The 15824-nt window shown below is 42.2% G+C and carries 16 protein-coding genes, 1 rRNA gene and 1 riboswitch; of the genes, 9 read left to right on the top strand and 8 right to left on the bottom strand.

The window, feature by feature from the left end; all coding sequences use genetic code 11:
• The first annotated feature begins 110 nt into the window (after positions 1–110).
• Together NI455_RS12735 and NI455_RS12730 are read left to right on the top strand one after the other, a co-directional pair.
• Complete coding sequence (locus NI455_RS12735) at positions 111–1202, top strand: 3-deoxy-7-phosphoheptulonate synthase (RefSeq protein WP_174766804.1); 1092 nt, start codon at positions 111–113, stop codon at positions 1200–1202.
• Positions 1203–1266: 64 nt separating this feature from the next.
• Positions 1267–1791 (top strand): protein tyrosine phosphatase family protein, encoded by a 525-nt coding sequence (locus NI455_RS12730; RefSeq protein ID WP_005246137.1) that lies wholly within the window; start codon positions 1267–1269, stop codon positions 1789–1791.
• A gap of 2 nt (positions 1792–1793) precedes the next feature.
• Here NI455_RS12730 and ispF read toward each other — a convergent pair whose 3' ends face one another.
• Positions 1794–2282: a 2-C-methyl-D-erythritol 2,4-cyclodiphosphate synthase gene (ispF, locus tag NI455_RS12725; protein ID WP_253114488.1), complete on the bottom strand. Its 489-nt coding sequence runs from the start codon at positions 2280–2282 to the stop codon at positions 1794–1796.
• Between the two features lie 100 nt (positions 2283–2382).
• On the opposite strand from ispF, the gene NI455_RS12720 reads away from it, so the two are divergent.
• A complete protein-coding gene (locus NI455_RS12720) occupies positions 2383–3036 on the top strand; it encodes an A1S_1983 family putative colistin resistance protein (RefSeq protein ID WP_253114487.1) in 654 nt (217 codons plus the stop codon).
• Between the two features lie 82 nt (positions 3037–3118).
• Here NI455_RS12720 and NI455_RS12715 read toward each other — a convergent pair whose 3' ends face one another.
• The 6 genes from NI455_RS12715 to NI455_RS12690 all read right to left on the bottom strand — a co-directional run bounded on the left by NI455_RS12715 (position 3119) and on the right by NI455_RS12690 (position 9231).
• Entirely contained in the window at positions 3119–4363 is a 1245-nt protein-coding gene (locus tag NI455_RS12715; protein WP_253114486.1) for a D-amino acid dehydrogenase, read from the bottom strand.
• 135 nt (positions 4364–4498) lie between these two features.
• A riboswitch (glycine riboswitch) is annotated at positions 4499–4586 on the bottom strand.
• Between the two features lie 314 nt (positions 4587–4900).
• Positions 4901–5809: an AEC family transporter gene (locus NI455_RS12710; protein WP_253114485.1), complete on the bottom strand. Its 909-nt coding sequence runs from the start codon at positions 5807–5809 to the stop codon at positions 4901–4903.
• A 125-nt stretch (positions 5810–5934) separates the two neighbouring features.
• Positions 5935–6456, bottom strand: a complete 522-nt coding sequence (locus NI455_RS12705; protein ID WP_354269397.1) for a GNAT family N-acetyltransferase — start codon at positions 6454–6456, stop codon at positions 5935–5937.
• Between the two features lie 66 nt (positions 6457–6522).
• Positions 6523–7617 carry a chorismate synthase gene (gene aroC, locus NI455_RS12700; RefSeq protein WP_253114481.1) on the bottom strand — a complete coding sequence of 365 codons (1095 nt, stop codon included), beginning with the start codon at positions 7615–7617 and terminating at the stop codon, positions 6523–6525.
• A 13-nt stretch (positions 7618–7630) separates the two neighbouring features.
• Positions 7631–8641 carry a 50S ribosomal protein L3 N(5)-glutamine methyltransferase gene (gene prmB, locus NI455_RS12695; RefSeq protein WP_044108320.1) on the bottom strand — a complete coding sequence of 337 codons (1011 nt, stop codon included), beginning with the start codon at positions 8639–8641 and terminating at the stop codon, positions 7631–7633.
• Between the two features lie 203 nt (positions 8642–8844).
• Positions 8845–9231, bottom strand: a complete 387-nt coding sequence (locus NI455_RS12690; protein WP_253114479.1) for a DUF1311 domain-containing protein — start codon at positions 9229–9231, stop codon at positions 8845–8847.
• Between the two features lie 200 nt (positions 9232–9431).
• Between NI455_RS12690 and NI455_RS12685 the strand changes: the two genes are divergently transcribed.
• The 6 genes from NI455_RS12685 to NI455_RS12660 all read left to right on the top strand — a co-directional run bounded on the left by NI455_RS12685 (position 9432) and on the right by NI455_RS12660 (position 15344).
• Positions 9432–9740, top strand: coding sequence for a hypothetical protein (locus NI455_RS12685; protein ID WP_005100098.1), 309 nt, complete (start codon positions 9432–9434; stop codon positions 9738–9740).
• Between the two features lie 160 nt (positions 9741–9900).
• The gene (locus NI455_RS12680) at positions 9901–11277 is read left to right on the top strand and encodes an ABC1 kinase family protein (protein ID WP_004280475.1); all 1377 of its coding nucleotides are present in this window, start codon (positions 9901–9903) and stop codon (positions 11275–11277) included.
• Between the two features lie 237 nt (positions 11278–11514).
• Positions 11515–12810, top strand: coding sequence for an acyl-CoA dehydrogenase family protein (locus NI455_RS12675; RefSeq protein WP_253114476.1), 1296 nt, complete (start codon positions 11515–11517; stop codon positions 12808–12810).
• A 23-nt stretch (positions 12811–12833) separates the two neighbouring features.
• Complete coding sequence (locus NI455_RS12670; RefSeq protein WP_253114473.1) at positions 12834–14033, top strand: acyl-CoA dehydrogenase family protein; 1200 nt, start codon at positions 12834–12836, stop codon at positions 14031–14033.
• Between the two features lie 113 nt (positions 14034–14146).
• A complete protein-coding gene (locus NI455_RS12665; RefSeq protein ID WP_253114472.1) occupies positions 14147–14638 on the top strand; it encodes a GNAT family N-acetyltransferase in 492 nt (163 codons plus the stop codon).
• A 124-nt stretch (positions 14639–14762) separates the two neighbouring features.
• Positions 14763–15344: a lytic transglycosylase domain-containing protein gene (locus NI455_RS12660; protein WP_004731225.1), complete on the top strand. Its 582-nt coding sequence runs from the start codon at positions 14763–14765 to the stop codon at positions 15342–15344.
• A gap of 401 nt (positions 15345–15745) precedes the next feature.
• Here the strand turns inward: NI455_RS12660 and rrf are convergent.
• A 5S ribosomal RNA gene (gene rrf, locus NI455_RS15620) occupies positions 15746–15824 on the bottom strand; the annotation flags it as partial.

The raw sequence follows: 15824 nt of genomic DNA, 5'->3' as shown, positions 1-15824 counted from the left end.
TCACTTTTTTTTCAAAGAAGTATTCATCTTTTTTATAACAAAGTGACGCATCATTCATGTTATATTCGGGCTATTAAACAACCTTTTGTATGATCGAACCAGTGACGGCAATGAATACACAACAGTCAAATCCTATTTCAGCATCAGATATTGATGACGTGAATATCCACAGCATGATTCCTCTTGTAACCCCTGCCGAGCTTAAAGCAGAGTTACCGTTGACTGAAACTGCTTATCAAACCGTACTGCATGGTCGTGAAACGATTCGTAAAATTCTGGATGGTGAAGACAAGCGCCTGTTCGTTGTAATTGGCCCTTGTTCTATTCATGATCCGGCGGCGGCACATGAATATGCTGAGCGTTTAAAAGTGCTGAGCGAAAAAGTTAAAGACAGCTTATATATCGTGATGCGGGTTTATTTTGAAAAACCGCGTACTACCGTAGGCTGGAAAGGCCTGATCAATGACCCGGATATGAATGATTCATTCAATATTGAAAAAGGTCTGCGTATCGGTCGCAAGCTATTACTTGAACTGAATGAAATGGGCTTGCCATGTGCCACTGAAGCACTTGATCCAAACTCGCCACAGTATTACCAAGACCTGATTTCATGGTCAGCGATTGGTGCACGTACCACAGAAAGCCAGACCCATCGTGAAATGTCTTCTGGTCTTTCTTCACCAGTCGGCTTTAAAAATGGTACTGACGGCGGTTTAACGGTCGCGACCAATGCGATGCAATCTGTGAAACATGGTCACAGCTTCCTCGGTCTGAATGATCAGGGTCAGGTGGCTGTGATTCGCACTTCAGGCAATCCTTATGCTCACGTGGTATTGCGTGGCGGTAATGGCAAACCGAACTACGATGCAGGCTCGGTTGCCGATGCAGAAGCTGCTCTAGCCAAGGCCAAAGTCAGCACCAAGATCATGATTGATGCCAGCCACGCCAACTCTAACAAAGACCCGTACCTGCAACCACTTGTACTTAAAAACATTTCCGAACAAATTCTTGATGGAAACAAGTCAATTGTTGGTATTATGGTAGAAAGTCATCTTAAGGGTGGTCGTCAGGACATTCCGGCGAACCTGAATGATATGGAATACGGTCAATCCGTTACGGATGGCTGTATCGACTGGGAAACGACTGAAAAAGTTTTACTCGACATGCATGAGGCATTGAAAGACATTTTACCTAATCGTTAAATGATCTGACCAACGCCATCGCCAAGATGGCGTTTGCATTTCTAGAACAAGGAAAATTTATCTGATGAATGATATTGAAACGGCATTAAGCCAGATTGAGAATTTTCAGTTCATACACGAACATCTGTTTAGCTCCGGTCAACCGACCACTACCCAATTACAGCTGATGAAAGAATACGGTGTATCTACAGTCATCAATGTGGCGTTGACCGATAGCGAACAGTATCTGCCGCATGAAGATAAAATTTGCCTTGAGCTGGGACTGAACTATATTCAGGTTCCGATTTCCTGGGAAACCCCTTCAGACAATCAATGCCTGCTGGTACTGGACCTGATCGATCATCTGGTAAAAGAGCAAATGGTCTGGGTACATTGTTCGCAAAACTACCATGTCAGCTGTCTGATGTACTTATATCGTCAGTACTATATGGATATCGATATGCCTACAGCACAAGAACACTTGCATCAGATCTGGGAACCAAATGAAACCTGGACCGGTTTAATGCATGCGGTTGCCCTACAGCTACAAGGTCGTAAAGCAACGCAGGAACTGGAACTTTCCCTGATTAATCCAAATTATTTTGCCTGATTTTATTTACTGTGGCTCAACAGCACGGTTGCCATGGACATAATGCCTTCCTGACGACCGGTAAAACCTAACTGTTCAGTGGTGGTGGCTTTAATACTGATTTGAGTCACATCAACATCCAAGACATCTGCAATACTTTGACGCATCGCCAGATTGTGCTTAGCCAGTTTTGGACGTTCACAGGCCACGGTAATATCGGCATTATTCAGGTGATAACCACGATCCAGAATTAGCTGATAAACATGCTTGAGTAGTACCCGGCTATCTGCACCTTTAAACTCGGGATCTGTATCTGGGAAATGCTGGCCAATATCTCCGAGCGCCAAAGCACCCAACAAAGCATCACAGAGTGCATGCAGCACTACATCACCATCCGAATGTGCTTTCAGACCGTGAGTATGCGGAATTTGAATGCCTGCCAGAGTGACAAAATTACCTTCTTCAAATGCATGCACATCCAGACCCTGGCCAATACGAATTTGTGCGATCACCTTATACATCCTTTAGAAATAGCCCATTGAAATCTTGTACACTTGCTTTCTATTTCGCTATAGTTAGACCAAGCGTAACACAGTGAAAGTATAAGCGATCATGCTACTGAAAACTGATATAAATATGTTGAAAATAATTGGCCTGATGCTCGGTCTGGGGACGATTTCTACGGGTAGCTCAGCGATCACAATGGATTGTAGCGATGACAGCAAAAAAACGGCTGCCATGAATAAAGTCTGCTCAGCATCATTGGCTGAATCTCGTGAAAAACTCGCAGACCAATACTTTACTGCTTTTCTGATTACTGATGCACCTGTGCGCTTATTGCAAGATAGCCAACAATTATGGGCGACCCGTTTACAGCAATGCAAAACGCTAGACTGTTTTAAACAGCAGTTTGAATGGCGTTTAGATGATTTAAATATCTATATTTCGTTGAATCAAAGTTTAACCCAGCATTATATCAAGTTTGAACAGGGGCAAATTGCCAAGCAGCCTGTTCATCTCAAGATTCATCAACTGACCAAAGACCGCATCAAGATTGAAGGTCTTGCCTATCGTAATCCGAATAACCGGACCGAGAAGCAGATCATTCCTTTTTTAGCCTATACTACGCCTGAGACAAAAAACCAGATCACCGATAACGAAAATGACTGCCGCTATGAGTTTAACTATAGTAAAGCCATTTTAGCGGTCAGTAGCCAGCAGAAAGGCTGTGAACGTTTTACCGGTATTTATCGGTTATATGATTGATTTAGTTTCAAAATACTATAATTTATCGTCATATAAAATGAGATTTTTGGTGTAAAAAATAGCCCGCAAGCGGGCTATCAATTTAAGCAGGATAGTATTGCGCAATTTCCTGACTGATCATTGCAGCCGTTGCAGCTGATAAAGTCCAGCCCAGATGACCATGTCCGGTATTGTAAAAGACTCGCTCATGTTTGCCACGGCGTACTACAGGCATCATATTGGGCATCATTGGGCGTAAGCCCGCCCACGGAACAACATGCTCAGTACACAGGTCAAAATTACGATTGGTCCAGTCAATTAAAGGTTGAATCCGGTCAGCTCGAATATCCCGGTTATAGCCATTAAACTCGGCTGTTCCTGCGACGCGTAGACGATCCTTGCCTAGGCGTGACAAGACAATTTTAGCACTTTCATCTAGCAGGCTGACCCAAGGTGCGTTGTTCTGGCTCTGTTCATCATTCAGTTGCACGGTAATCGAGTAGCCTTTGACTGGATAAACATTGACCCGTTCACCAAGAATCTCAGCCAGTTGATAACTGCCAACCCCTGCACAGACCACAACGGCATCTGCATTAATTTCCAGAATGTCATCTGGAGAGGAATGGACATTTTCAGTACTAGGTTTGCATTTAACCCGAATATTTTGAGCCTGATGATCAACAGCGAAAACATCCTGACCAAATTCGAATTTCACGCCTTTTTGCATACAGGCTTTGGCCAGACCGTTACTAAATTTATGAATATCCCCGGTGGCATCGCTCTGACAGTAAAATCCTGCATAATAATCACCAGTTAATGCGGGTTCGATCTGCTTGATTTCTGCATTGGAAATTGCATTACGCTCCAGACCACTGCTACACAACAGATCATTGACTTTGATCGCCACATCATAATCCGTCTTGTTATGATAAAAATGTAAAATGCCGCGTTTTTCCAGATCGAAATCAATATTTTCTATTTGGGCAATTTCAAACAAACGTGCTCTTGCCAGTAAAGCCAACCGTACCGTTTCTCGGGTATTGGCTTCATAATGTTTGATATTGCCCAGAAATTCCATGAGCCAACTGTATTTATGCACGCTGAAAGAAGGATTGAGCAAAAGTGGTGCGGTTTTCTGTGACATCCATTTGATGCCTTTGAGTACCGTGGCTTTCTGGTTCCATACTTCGGCATTACAGGCAGAAAGCTGGCCGCCATTGGCAAAGGATGTTTCCATTGCCGGATAAAGATGCCGATCAACCACAGTCACTTGATAGCCTGATTGTGCCAGCTCATAAGCTGTGGTTACTCCGGTAATACCGGCCCCAATCACCACGACATGACACATAGACACCTCCTTGATTATATTGATGTCTTTTCCCATCTGTCATGTGTACCTGAGAGCTTCGGTGGATACATTGCACATCAATGCGGCCACCTTCCCCTTCGGTGAGTGATTGAACACTTCTCTCCAGAGTTTTTATCCATTATCACAGTCCTTTTGCCTGAGAGTTTCCTGGGAACTTGCTCCTTCGGCGAATGCAGAAGCATTTCTCTCCTGCAATAATGTTTTATTATCATGAGCAATTTATATACCATTTTTAGGAAAAACACAGTTTTTATTTATGTTAATTCACGTGAATTTATCCATGATTTTTTTCTTAATTAACAGCATACATGTGTAATGAAGGATATTGCCTCGATATTAAATTTTTAGATTTTGCTGCCGTAAGTAAAACCAGTAAGTTCTACCCTTTATAAAATTCTAAGACTTATTTAGTTTTGGCGCTTAAATAGAGTTTCATTATGGCTTAGGCTATTTTAATAATTCAAAGTATATATCATCCAAAGCAAAATTTAGACTTTTATCATGCATTTTAGAGTTTTAAATAATCCAAGAAAGTATCATCAATAAACTGCCTGCTGCGACCACTGTTTGTACACTAATAATACTGGCCATTAACTCGCTATCGCCGCCATATACCCGGGTTAAAACATACGAAGCTGAGGCGGTAGGAAGTGCAAAGAACAAGACTAATACCTGAGTAGTTAATGCATCAATCTGGAAAATTTTACACACTAAAAATGCAATCAGCGGCATTCCGAACAGGCGACCAAAGGTCATCAGGCTGAGTGGCAACATATCACGCTGAAAGTCCTGAAACTGTAAGGCAGCGCCCACACACATCAAACCGAGTGGCAAACTGCACAGTGCAATCTGTTTAAGGAACTGCTCTGCTCCAGTCCAGAGTGACAAACCGGAAAGATTAAATAAACCACCGACAATACAGCCCAGAATTAATGGGTTTTTAGCCAAGCCGAGAATAATTTTGGTGAGCTGCATTTCGTGATTACGGGTAAATGCCAGTACCGATAAGACATTCACCAAAGGAATACACAGCACCATGATCACCGCGAAAATAGTCATACCCTGCTGCTGAAATAAGGCACTGACAGCAGCAAGGCCAATATAGGTGTTAAAGCGTAGTAAACCTTGGACATACACGCCGAAACGCGCATAAGATATCTGGTAAATATGACGCAAAATATACAATGCAATACTGACCACAGCCATAATGCTAAATACAACCAGCACCACATCTTCAATGACTGCCATTTGAATCTTGGCAGTGGCCAGATTTAAAAATAGCATCACTGGAAACAGTGCATAATAATTTAACTTTTCTGCGCCTCGCCAGAAATCATCACTCAACCATTGCCTGCGCTTAAGTAAATAGCCAAAGCTGATCAGTCCGATGAGAGGAAATAAAGAAGTTAAAATAATATGCAGCATATGACATCCTGGTCTGTTTTCTGCCTAATCTTAAGTCACTTAGACTGAACAGAAAACTTAGCATGTTCAGGAGCTTTCCCACTACTCAATTTAAGTGGCAAAAAGCTTGAATTTTCATCAACTAATCATATTGATTTGCTGATTTTTTCTAAAATCAGCAAATGTAACGGAATCAACGGTTCTCCGACATTTTGACCCAGTGGATATGCTTCAATCTTTTCAGTCAGCTGATAGCCACGGCGCTGATAATATGCCAGCAGTTCAATACGGACATTTAATACTGACATCTGAATCACTTTCTTCTTAAATATTTCGAAAATATGGGATTCGGCAAAGTCCAATAATTGCTTGCCATAACCCGAGTTTTGCTCAGCAGGTGCAACAGCAAAGCTTCCAATCTCTGCTACTTGCTGTCTTAAGCTCACGCCAATACAACCAAGAAGCTTATTATCAATTTCCAACACAAAGAGCTGAAAATTTTCTAAATTGAGCAAGTCATATAACTGTTTTTCTTGAATACGATCACCTTGGATCATTCCTGCCTCAGTCGTCCATCCATCCAGAGTACGATAAGCTGTATTAATCAGTATGGTAAGTTGCTGAATATCAGCCTTGCTTGCCAATCGTATATTTTTATAGTGATTCATTTTATAAATAAAAAAGTCAGACCGAAGTCTGACTTTAAAACAATTTCACTTTAAAGTTAAAGCAAATTATTTAGGTTCAATCGGTGCAAATGGCGCAACAACATCGGCATTTTGCGCACGGTGACGCATGAAATGATCCATGAGCACAATCGCCAGCATCGCTTCAGCAATCGGGGTTGCACGCACGCCCACGCAAGGATCATGACGGCCTTTGGTCAGTACATCAGTATCTTCACGCTCAATATTGATGGTTTTACCCGGCGTGGTAATAGACGCAGTTGGCTTCAAGGCAATCGCAACACGAATGTCCTGACCGCTAGAAATACCACCTAGAATACCGCCAGCATGATTGGCCAGGAAGCCTTCTGTGGTGAGTTCATCACGGCTTTCATGACCAAACTGTTCAGCGACGCCAAAGCCATCACCGATTTCTACACCTTTAACGGCATTAATCGACATCATGGCATGGGCAATATCTGCATCTAAACGGTCAAATACAGGCTCGCCCCAACCCACAGGTACTTTAGATGCAATGATCTCGAGTTTAGCGCCACAACTGGTGCCTTGCTCACGCAAAGACGTGACCAGCGCTTCAAAACGTGGTACTGCATCCACGTCACCACAGAAAAACGGATTGTTTGGAACTTCATTCCAGTCCAGTTTTTCTGCTTTTTCTGTACCGATTTGGGTTACATGACCACGAATCTCAATGCCAAATTTCTCAAAAAGGAATTTCTTGGCAATGGCACCCGCTGCAACACGCATTGCCGTTTCACGCGCACTTGAACGGCCGCCACCACGATAATCACGGAAACCATACTTTTGGGTATAGGTATAGTCAGCATGACCCGGGCGGAAAGTTTGTGCGATATTGCCGTAGTCTTTCGATTTTTGATCCGTATTACGAATTAACAAACCAATTGAAGTACCGGTCGTTTTACCCTCAAACACACCGGAAATAATTTCTACTTCATCGGGTTCTTTACGCTGGGTTGCAAATTTCGATGTACCCGGCTTACGACGGTCCAGATCTTTTTGCAAATCAGCTTCAGTCAGCTCAATGCAGGGTGGAACCCCATCGATGATTGCCATCAGGCCAACACCGTGAGATTCACCACAAGTCGTTACACGGAACAGTTGCCCTATACTATTACCTGCCATGTCAAACGACTCCTTATGCTTGAATAGACTGAATAAATAAATCGCGGTAAGTACGGCATTGCTCTGCAGTCAATGCAAAGATACCAGTACCACCTTTCTGGAATTGTAACCAGTAGAAATCGACTGAATTAAAGTTTTGGCGCATTGCCCATTCTGAGTTACCCACTTCAATCACGATCAGGCCATTCTCAGTCAGATAATCTGCAGCTTGAGCCAGCATTTTACGCACCAGATCCAGACCATCCTGACCTGCAGCAAGCGCAAGTTCAGGCTCATGATGGAATTCCTCAGGCAAATCAGCCATATCTTCCGCATCGACATACGGCGGATTAGATACGATTAAATCGTATTGATTTTCGGCTGGAATTTTTTCGAACAAATCCGATTCAAGTAATGCGATCTGATATTGCTTGTCATGATGCTCAGTATTGATTTGCGCAACTTCCAATGCTTCTTTAGAAATATCGGTGGCATCTACTTCCGCTTCAGGGAAAGCATAAGCCAAGGCAATTGCGATACAGCCGGAACCGGTACACATATCTAGAATGCGTTGTGGTGTCTTCGGATTCGGGTTTTCCGGCAAGTTATTCACCGCTTCACCCATTTGACCATGTTCGCCCAGGCAATACGGGGCGAAACGGTTTTGAATCAGTTCAGCAATCGGTGAACGTGGAATCAGCACACGCTCATCAACATAGTAGGGTTTGCCGTCAAAGTAAGCCAGGTTCAATAAATATGAAGTCGGTACTTTTTCATTAATACGGCGTTCCAGCAGACTTAAAAATTCGGCTTTTTCACTTGGTAATAATTTGGCATCTAAAATTTCAGCGTCCGCTTTCCATTCTAGCGACAGGGTTTGCAGCACTAGCGCTGAACTTTCAGCAAAATAATCTTCTGTGCCTTGGCCCAAATGTGCATCGTATTGACGTAATGCTGTAACCCCAAAACGAATAAAATCACGAATGGTGGTTAAATTTTCAGCGGCTTCCTGCATATGTTCAGGGCTAATAGTCGGTCGATCCACTTAAGGCGTCTCCAAGGTCATTTTTTTAAACGCCTTATGATACCTTGTTTTGCCTGCTTTTATAATGCTAAAGCATGAAAAACACGAATTCTCTACGCCCACAAAAATTATAAAATTCCTGTTTTTGTGAGCGATCATGATTATAAATGTTTACTTTATTCAGAGATGTTTCTGTTAAATGCCGATGCTAATACTATGGCACTTTATCTTGAAGCTGGTGCATAAGAGCGGGATTGATAAAGATTGGCCTGATCCATAATCAAAGCCAGCATACATTGACCTTGTTGCTGTTTGGCATATTTTTCTGACATTCTAAAATTACATTGCTGAGAGAGTTTTCGCTCCCACAATACATGCTGACTGCGAATAGCGGCGGTCTGATTCGGATTTAATTTTAGATAAGTTTTATAGTTTTTCTTCAGACGCTTATTGTGAACTTTCAGCTCTTTTTCTAGGCATTTTTCCGCTTTGGGTGTATTGCCATAACTAAAATTCATACACTGTGTATATTCCTTGGAATACCCAACAGCAGCTTGTGTCTGAACCGCAGTACCCGCAAAAATTGCAACTAAAAACCATGCAAGACGCATAACTTCCCCTTGACCGAAACCGGTACAATCCCAATAAATGTTTAACAATCAATATTGTTTAAATTATCCACTGATATTAACGCAGTCCGGACAAAAATCCTATGCCTTTCTCGGACTGAAAGATTAAACAGTTGCACAATTGAAAATTGGCACATGACCCACATATAATCCGCATTCAATCTTCAAATGAGCCCAGATCTATGAGCTATAAGCACAATAATCTTATGGCGATGCGCCAGAATTACTGGAATGATCAAGCCTCCAGTCAGGTGCAGCAAGAAAAGGTTTTTTTGCAGTCGACCTTAATGCAGCATGGCGTATTTACCGATGCGACACTGGACGATGCTAAATATCTGTTTTTTGGCTTGCCAAGTATTGTGATTGTAAAAGGCTATGCTTTGGGCTTTATGCATGACAGCGTACAGCGCCTGATTCATCAACATATTCAAACAAATAAACAACAGTTACAGCAACGATCTGAATTAAAAATCCAATTTCAAATGGCATAATGCCCTGTTTAAACTGATACAAGTTGGTGAATAAATGAAAGCTTGCCTAGCTTTTACTATGAATTCAGCAGCTTAAACTTTTTTAATACGTGCAGAAACGCTACTATCCCTTACAATGATTTATTCTGCTTCATGCTGATGATGAAAGGATCGAGTTTACATGTCAGATCAGAACGATAAGCTTAAACAACTGAAAACCTCCTCTATGGATCGACGCTTATCGATCGCAAAGGCATCCTTGCTGGCAGGCACGCGTTGGGCGGCTTCTAGTGCAAGCTCCATGTTCTCAAGTGAAGAAGAAAAAGAAAAGAAACGTAAAAAAGCCATGAAAGAACAGGCTGATTATCTGGTGGCAGAAATTGGCAAGCTAAAAGGTTCTATCGTTAAAATTGGCCAGATGATGGCACTGTATGGTGAGCATTTTCTGCCAGAAGAAGTCACTCAAGCTCTAAATACCCTGAACAATCAGACGGTGGCATTGGCATGGCCAGCCATCAAGACCCAGTTACAACAACAACTCGGTTCAAAACTCGACGATCTCACCATTGATCATGAACCTTTGGGCACAGCTTCTTTGGCACAGGTACATCGCGCTACCCGAAAATCTGATGGCATGGAACTGGTGTTAAAAATTCAGTATCCGGGTGTGGCAGAAGCCATTGATTCGGATATGAGCCTGTTTAAAAACATGCTGAAATTGACTCGCATCGTGCCGCAGACCCGCGAATTCGACCAGTGGTTCGATGAAGTCCGTGAGATGATGCACCGTGAAGTAAATTATCAGATTGAAGCAGATACCACGCGTCGTTTTGCGGCGCGTTTAAAAGATGATCCTCGTTATATCGTCCCAACCATTATTAATGAATATTGCTCAGATCGTGTGCTATGCATGACTTTTGAACGTGGTGTGCCGATCAATAGCCCGGTAATGTTATCCCTGCCCCAAGAACGCCGCAACCTGTTAGGTGAAGCGTCTCTGGAAATTGCAGTGCGTGAAATCTTCGAATGGGGCGAGATGCAAACCGATCCGAACTTTGGTAATTATCTGGTTCGTCTGGGCAATGGCGCAGATGTGCACGACAAGATCATTCTGCTCGACTTTGGCGCGATCCGCCAGTTTGACCAGCATCTGCTCAGTGTTGCGCGTAACCTGATCCAAGCAGGCTATCATCATGACTCGGATATGATGGTCAAGGCGATGACTGGTTATGAGTTTTTTGATTCGATTCCGCAAAGCATCAAACCGGATATGGCCAAAGTCTTTTTACTGGCCACCGAAGCGTTTAGTTCACCGCTAAATAATCAAGAATTGCCAGCTGGCATCATGGATGAACATAATCGCTATGACTGGAAAAAAAGCCAGCTGCATAGCCGTGTGATGCAACAGGCATCGAGATCTATGGCTTCACGTTATTTCAGTGTTCCACCCAAAGAATTTATGTTTATTAGCCGTAAATTTATTGGTGCCTATACCTTTATGACCGTGATTGATGCCAAAACCAATGTGCGTGCCATGATTAGACATCATCTCTCTTAAAATAAAATCTGCATTAAAAAGACCCGGATAATTTTGTCATTCGGGTCAATTTTTAGACATATTCGATTTTTTATATTTTTATCTTTCTTTTATTTTTCATTAATTTATTCCTCCATTTCTTCAATCCCCGAAACCTAAAAATTGTCAATCATTCGTGTCAGGGATGGCATGGTTTTATCTCTGAGTGCATGTCAGTATTAAAAAAAATAACGTGACAACACCTTTAGGATAATCAGAATGAATAATATGGTGAATAAAGCCCAAGGATTTGGCTTGTCCATACTGACCAAAATCGCGGGTAGCGAAGTATTAGACCAGTTAAAGCTGCGGAAATTTGTAGAAAAATCACTTTATCAAAGTTCAAAAGTAGGATTCAAAACCCTGAGTCAAACCCAGAAAATCCTGAAATCTGGCCAGAAGATTCAAAAACAGCGTCTGCCGCATCAGTCTAAATCCTTATTTGATCTAAACCTCACTGAAGAACAGCAAATGACCTGTGATGCCATGCAGCAATTTGCCCAAGAGGTGCTGTATCCCTTGGCGCATGATGCAGATCAGCATGAATTATTTCCCCATGAACTCTGGCAATACAGCACTGATTTAGGCTTGAATTTCTATGCCCTGCCTGAAGCATTGGGGGGCGTTGCATCGGAACAGAATATTGTCAGCAATATTTTAATCGCTCAACATTTGGCTCAGGGTGATTTCAGTCTGACGGCTGGCTTACTTTCGACTTTTAGTTTCATTAACGCCATTACCCGCTGGGGCTCAGAGCAGATTCAGTCAGAATATCTGGGCGCTTTCGCAGAGAATCCTGAGTTAAAGGCCACCTTTGCAGTGCAGGAAGAAACAGCAGCGTTTAACCCGGAGCAACTTAGAACCAAGGCTGTTGCACATCAGGGACATTATCTGATTCGGGGTCAAAAGACCTTAGTGCTCTTCGGAGAAAGTGCCGATCTCTATCTGGTCAGTGCTGATCTGGATGGCAGAGCTGAGGTCTTTGTGGTGCAACGCGACAGTACCATCACTGCGAAAAAATCGCCGGCTATGGGTTTAAAGGCCACTGAAACAGTCACGCTAAAATTTGAAAACACTCCGGCACATCGTCTGGGTGATGAAGATTTTGATTATCGTGCATTCGTAGATTTGGGCAATCTGATGTGGTGTGTGATGGCAGTGGGCGCCTGTGAAGCAGTCAAAAAATACTGTGTGCAATATGCCAATGACCGTATTGCCTTTGGTGAACCGATTTCCCATCGTCAGGGTGTCGCCTTTATGATTGCCGATATGGCCATTGAAATTGACGCGATGCAAATGCTGATCCTGAATGCCGCCAGCCTGGCTGAATCTGGTCAAGCTTTTCATCGTGAGGCTTATTTGGCACGTCTACTCTGTGCAGAAAAATCCATGAAAATCGGCACCGATGGTGTACAAATTTTGGGTGGTCATGGTTTTACCAAAGAACATCCGGTAGAACGCTGGTATAGAGACCTGAGAGCCACTGCCATTCTCCATTCTGGCTTGCATGCCTGATCAGAACATAAAGAAGAACAATAATGAATCTACAAACTCCAAAAAAATTTAAGCTTTTGATTGATCAAGCACATGAAGTTGCCCTCAATGTTTTGCGTCCGATTTCACGTAAATATGACAAGGCTGAACATGCTTATCCGATAGAGCTAGACATGCTCGCTTCTGTTGTCGATGGCATGAATCAAGGTAGTGAAGGCATGAATGCTGGTGCAGCAGTCAATAAACGTGGCGATGCAGACAGCAGCAATAAAAATGGCATTAATATGTCTACTGCCCTGAGCATTATTGAAATGTGTTATGGCGATACTGGCTTATTACTCTCGATGCCACGCCAAGGATTAGGAAATTCAGCCATTGCAGCTGTTGCCAATGAGGAGCAATTACAGCGTTTTCATGGAACTTGGGCGGCCATGGCGATTACCGAGTCAGGTTGCGGTTCAGATTCCGCTGCAATTCGTACCACTGCGACTAAAGACGGTGATGACTATATTCTGAATGGCGAGAAGATTTTTGTGACCTCGGGAGAACGAGCCGATGCGGTAGTGGTTTGGGCAACTCTGGATAAAAAACTGGGACGATCAGCCATTAAATCATTTGTGGTGGCCAAAGGCACTCCAGGAATGAAGGTTGAACGACTGGAACATAAATTAGGGATTAAATCATCCGATACTGCCACGATCAGCTTTATTAACTGTCGAGTACCTGCAGCAAACCTGCTCGGTCATGCAGAAATCGATGTTGCTAAAGGCTTTGCTGGCGTGATGGAAACCTTTGATAATACTCGCCCGCTGGTCGCCGCCATGGCGATTGGTTGTGCGAAAGCCTCGCTGGAACGCATCAAGGAGATTTTTAAGGATCAACTGGACTCCACTTATGCCACACCGTATTTACAAAGCTCTAATATCGCAGCACAAATCTATCGTATGGAAGCTGAATGGGAAGCAGCACGTTTGCTGATGCTGAAAGCTGCCTGGATGGCCGATAATCGCAAACCAAATTCACGTGAAGCATCTATTGCCAAAGCCAAGGCCGGTCGGATTGGTAATGAAATTACCTTAGAATGTGTCGAACTTGCAGCAGCCACTGGTTATAACGAAACTGAACTTTTGGAAAAATGGGCACGTGATTCCAAGATTCTGGATATTTTTGAAGGCACCCAGCAAATTCAGCAACTGATTATTGCCCGTCGGGAATTAGGGAAATCATCGAGCGAATTAAAATAATGATTGCTCATTAAATAACGAATTAAGCTTACTTAAGTTGATTAAACGATGGATTTTTTAAGGATTTAAGGTTATAAAAATTCATCGTTTTTTCAAAATAAAATCAGACCAATATGTACTATATTCGTCCCATTCAGCCTGAAGATAATGCTCAAATTGCAAGCATTATTCGTCGTGTTTCCCAAGAGTTTGGACTGGCAGCAGAATCTGGTTTCGCGGTAGGCGATTCTATTTTAGATGAACTGTATCAAGTTTATCAGCAAACGAAATCAGCTTACTGGATTGTTGTGGATCAACAAAATAAAATTTACGGTGGTGGTGGAATTGCGCTATTAAAAGGTGATGCAACTATTTTAGAAATTCAGAAAATGTACTTTTTACCTGAAATTCGTCAGCAGGGTTTTGCCAAGAAAATTTTAGAATTATCTTTTGAATTCGCACAGGCTCATCAGATTAAGTCAGTCTATCTAGAAACAACTAAAGTGCTTTGGCAAGCGGTGAAACTCTATGAAAAATTAGGTTTTCAGCATCTTGATCATCCTCAAGGCAATACCGGACATAGTGAAGCCTGTGAAATCTGGATGCTGAAAAATCTTTCAACTTAGAGATTTTTTAGTAGATAGATAAAGTTTGTACATTAATAAAGTGCTTTCATCAGCAGCAAGCTTGACTCTTGTATATAGGCTGCCTAACATCGAAATACGTTTATTCAGGCATGGAATTCACAGTTTGTTTGTTTCTCATTTATTCAATCCAATTAAATCTAAACGTTCACTATTTCATTCTCAATCTTTTAAATTTTCCTCTATTTTATTGAGCACTTTTCTTTTTGCGGGTTGTTCATCCTTGGGCGGAGGCTCGGTAGAAAAACGCGCAGCTAAGCTGTCTAAAGGCATTCAAACTGCTTATTCCACCCCATCCAGTACAGCTAATCGTGTTTCACCTTTAATTGTTCAACATGCACAAAATCAGGGTGTAGATCCGCTTCTAGTGGCGGCTGTCATTCGTCAGGAATCTACTTATCGTAGCCAAGCAACTTCGCCAGCAGGTGCGGTAGGCTTGATGCAAGTGATTCCGAGATATTGGCAACAAACTTGTCCAGGTGATTTATACAATGAAAGCAGTAATATCCAATGTGGTACATATATTCTTTCTAAATATAATCAATCATCCGGTGACTGGAAGAAAGCGCTTGCCTATTATAATGTAGGTCCGTCAGGTTATGAAAATAATCGTAAAATGCGTAAACAAGGTAAACGTTATGCCAACCAAGTAAAACAGCATAAAAAAATGCTAAAAGACTCTCTCTAATGACTAAATAAAGAGAATTAATTTAACCATACTTAGGCTATTTTATTTAATATTTGGTAAATAGTAATCGCTAATTGTGTCCATTAAAGTTTTTACCATGAAAGTATACCTACAACCTATTAATCTCAGCCATGATATATATATATTCAGCTAAAATAGTCTGCAATAAAAAACCAGCGATTCGCTGGTTTTTTATTTTGTAAGGTTTATAAGATCAGCTTGTAAACTCTTATAGCGCTAGTTTTACAGAGATCCCAATAGGTCAAACAAATTAACAGGAATTCTCTGTCTCAGAAGAATCTGATCAACTTTGAGATATAGATATGTTAAATATCTTATCTAAAATTCCACGCACAAAAAAATCCCCCTCTGCCTTAGCGGAGGGGGATTTTCGAATAATGAGCTGGCGATGACTTACTCTCACATGGGTAACCCCACACTACCATCAGCGCTAAGAGGTTTCACTTCTGAGTTCGGGAA

The organism is Acinetobacter lwoffii, from assembly GCF_024129435.1.
Lineage (GTDB): Bacteria > Pseudomonadota > Gammaproteobacteria > Pseudomonadales > Moraxellaceae > Acinetobacter > Acinetobacter lwoffii_F.
Note: the sequence above shows the minus strand (reverse complement) of the source record. Positions and strands in the feature narration are given on the sequence as shown.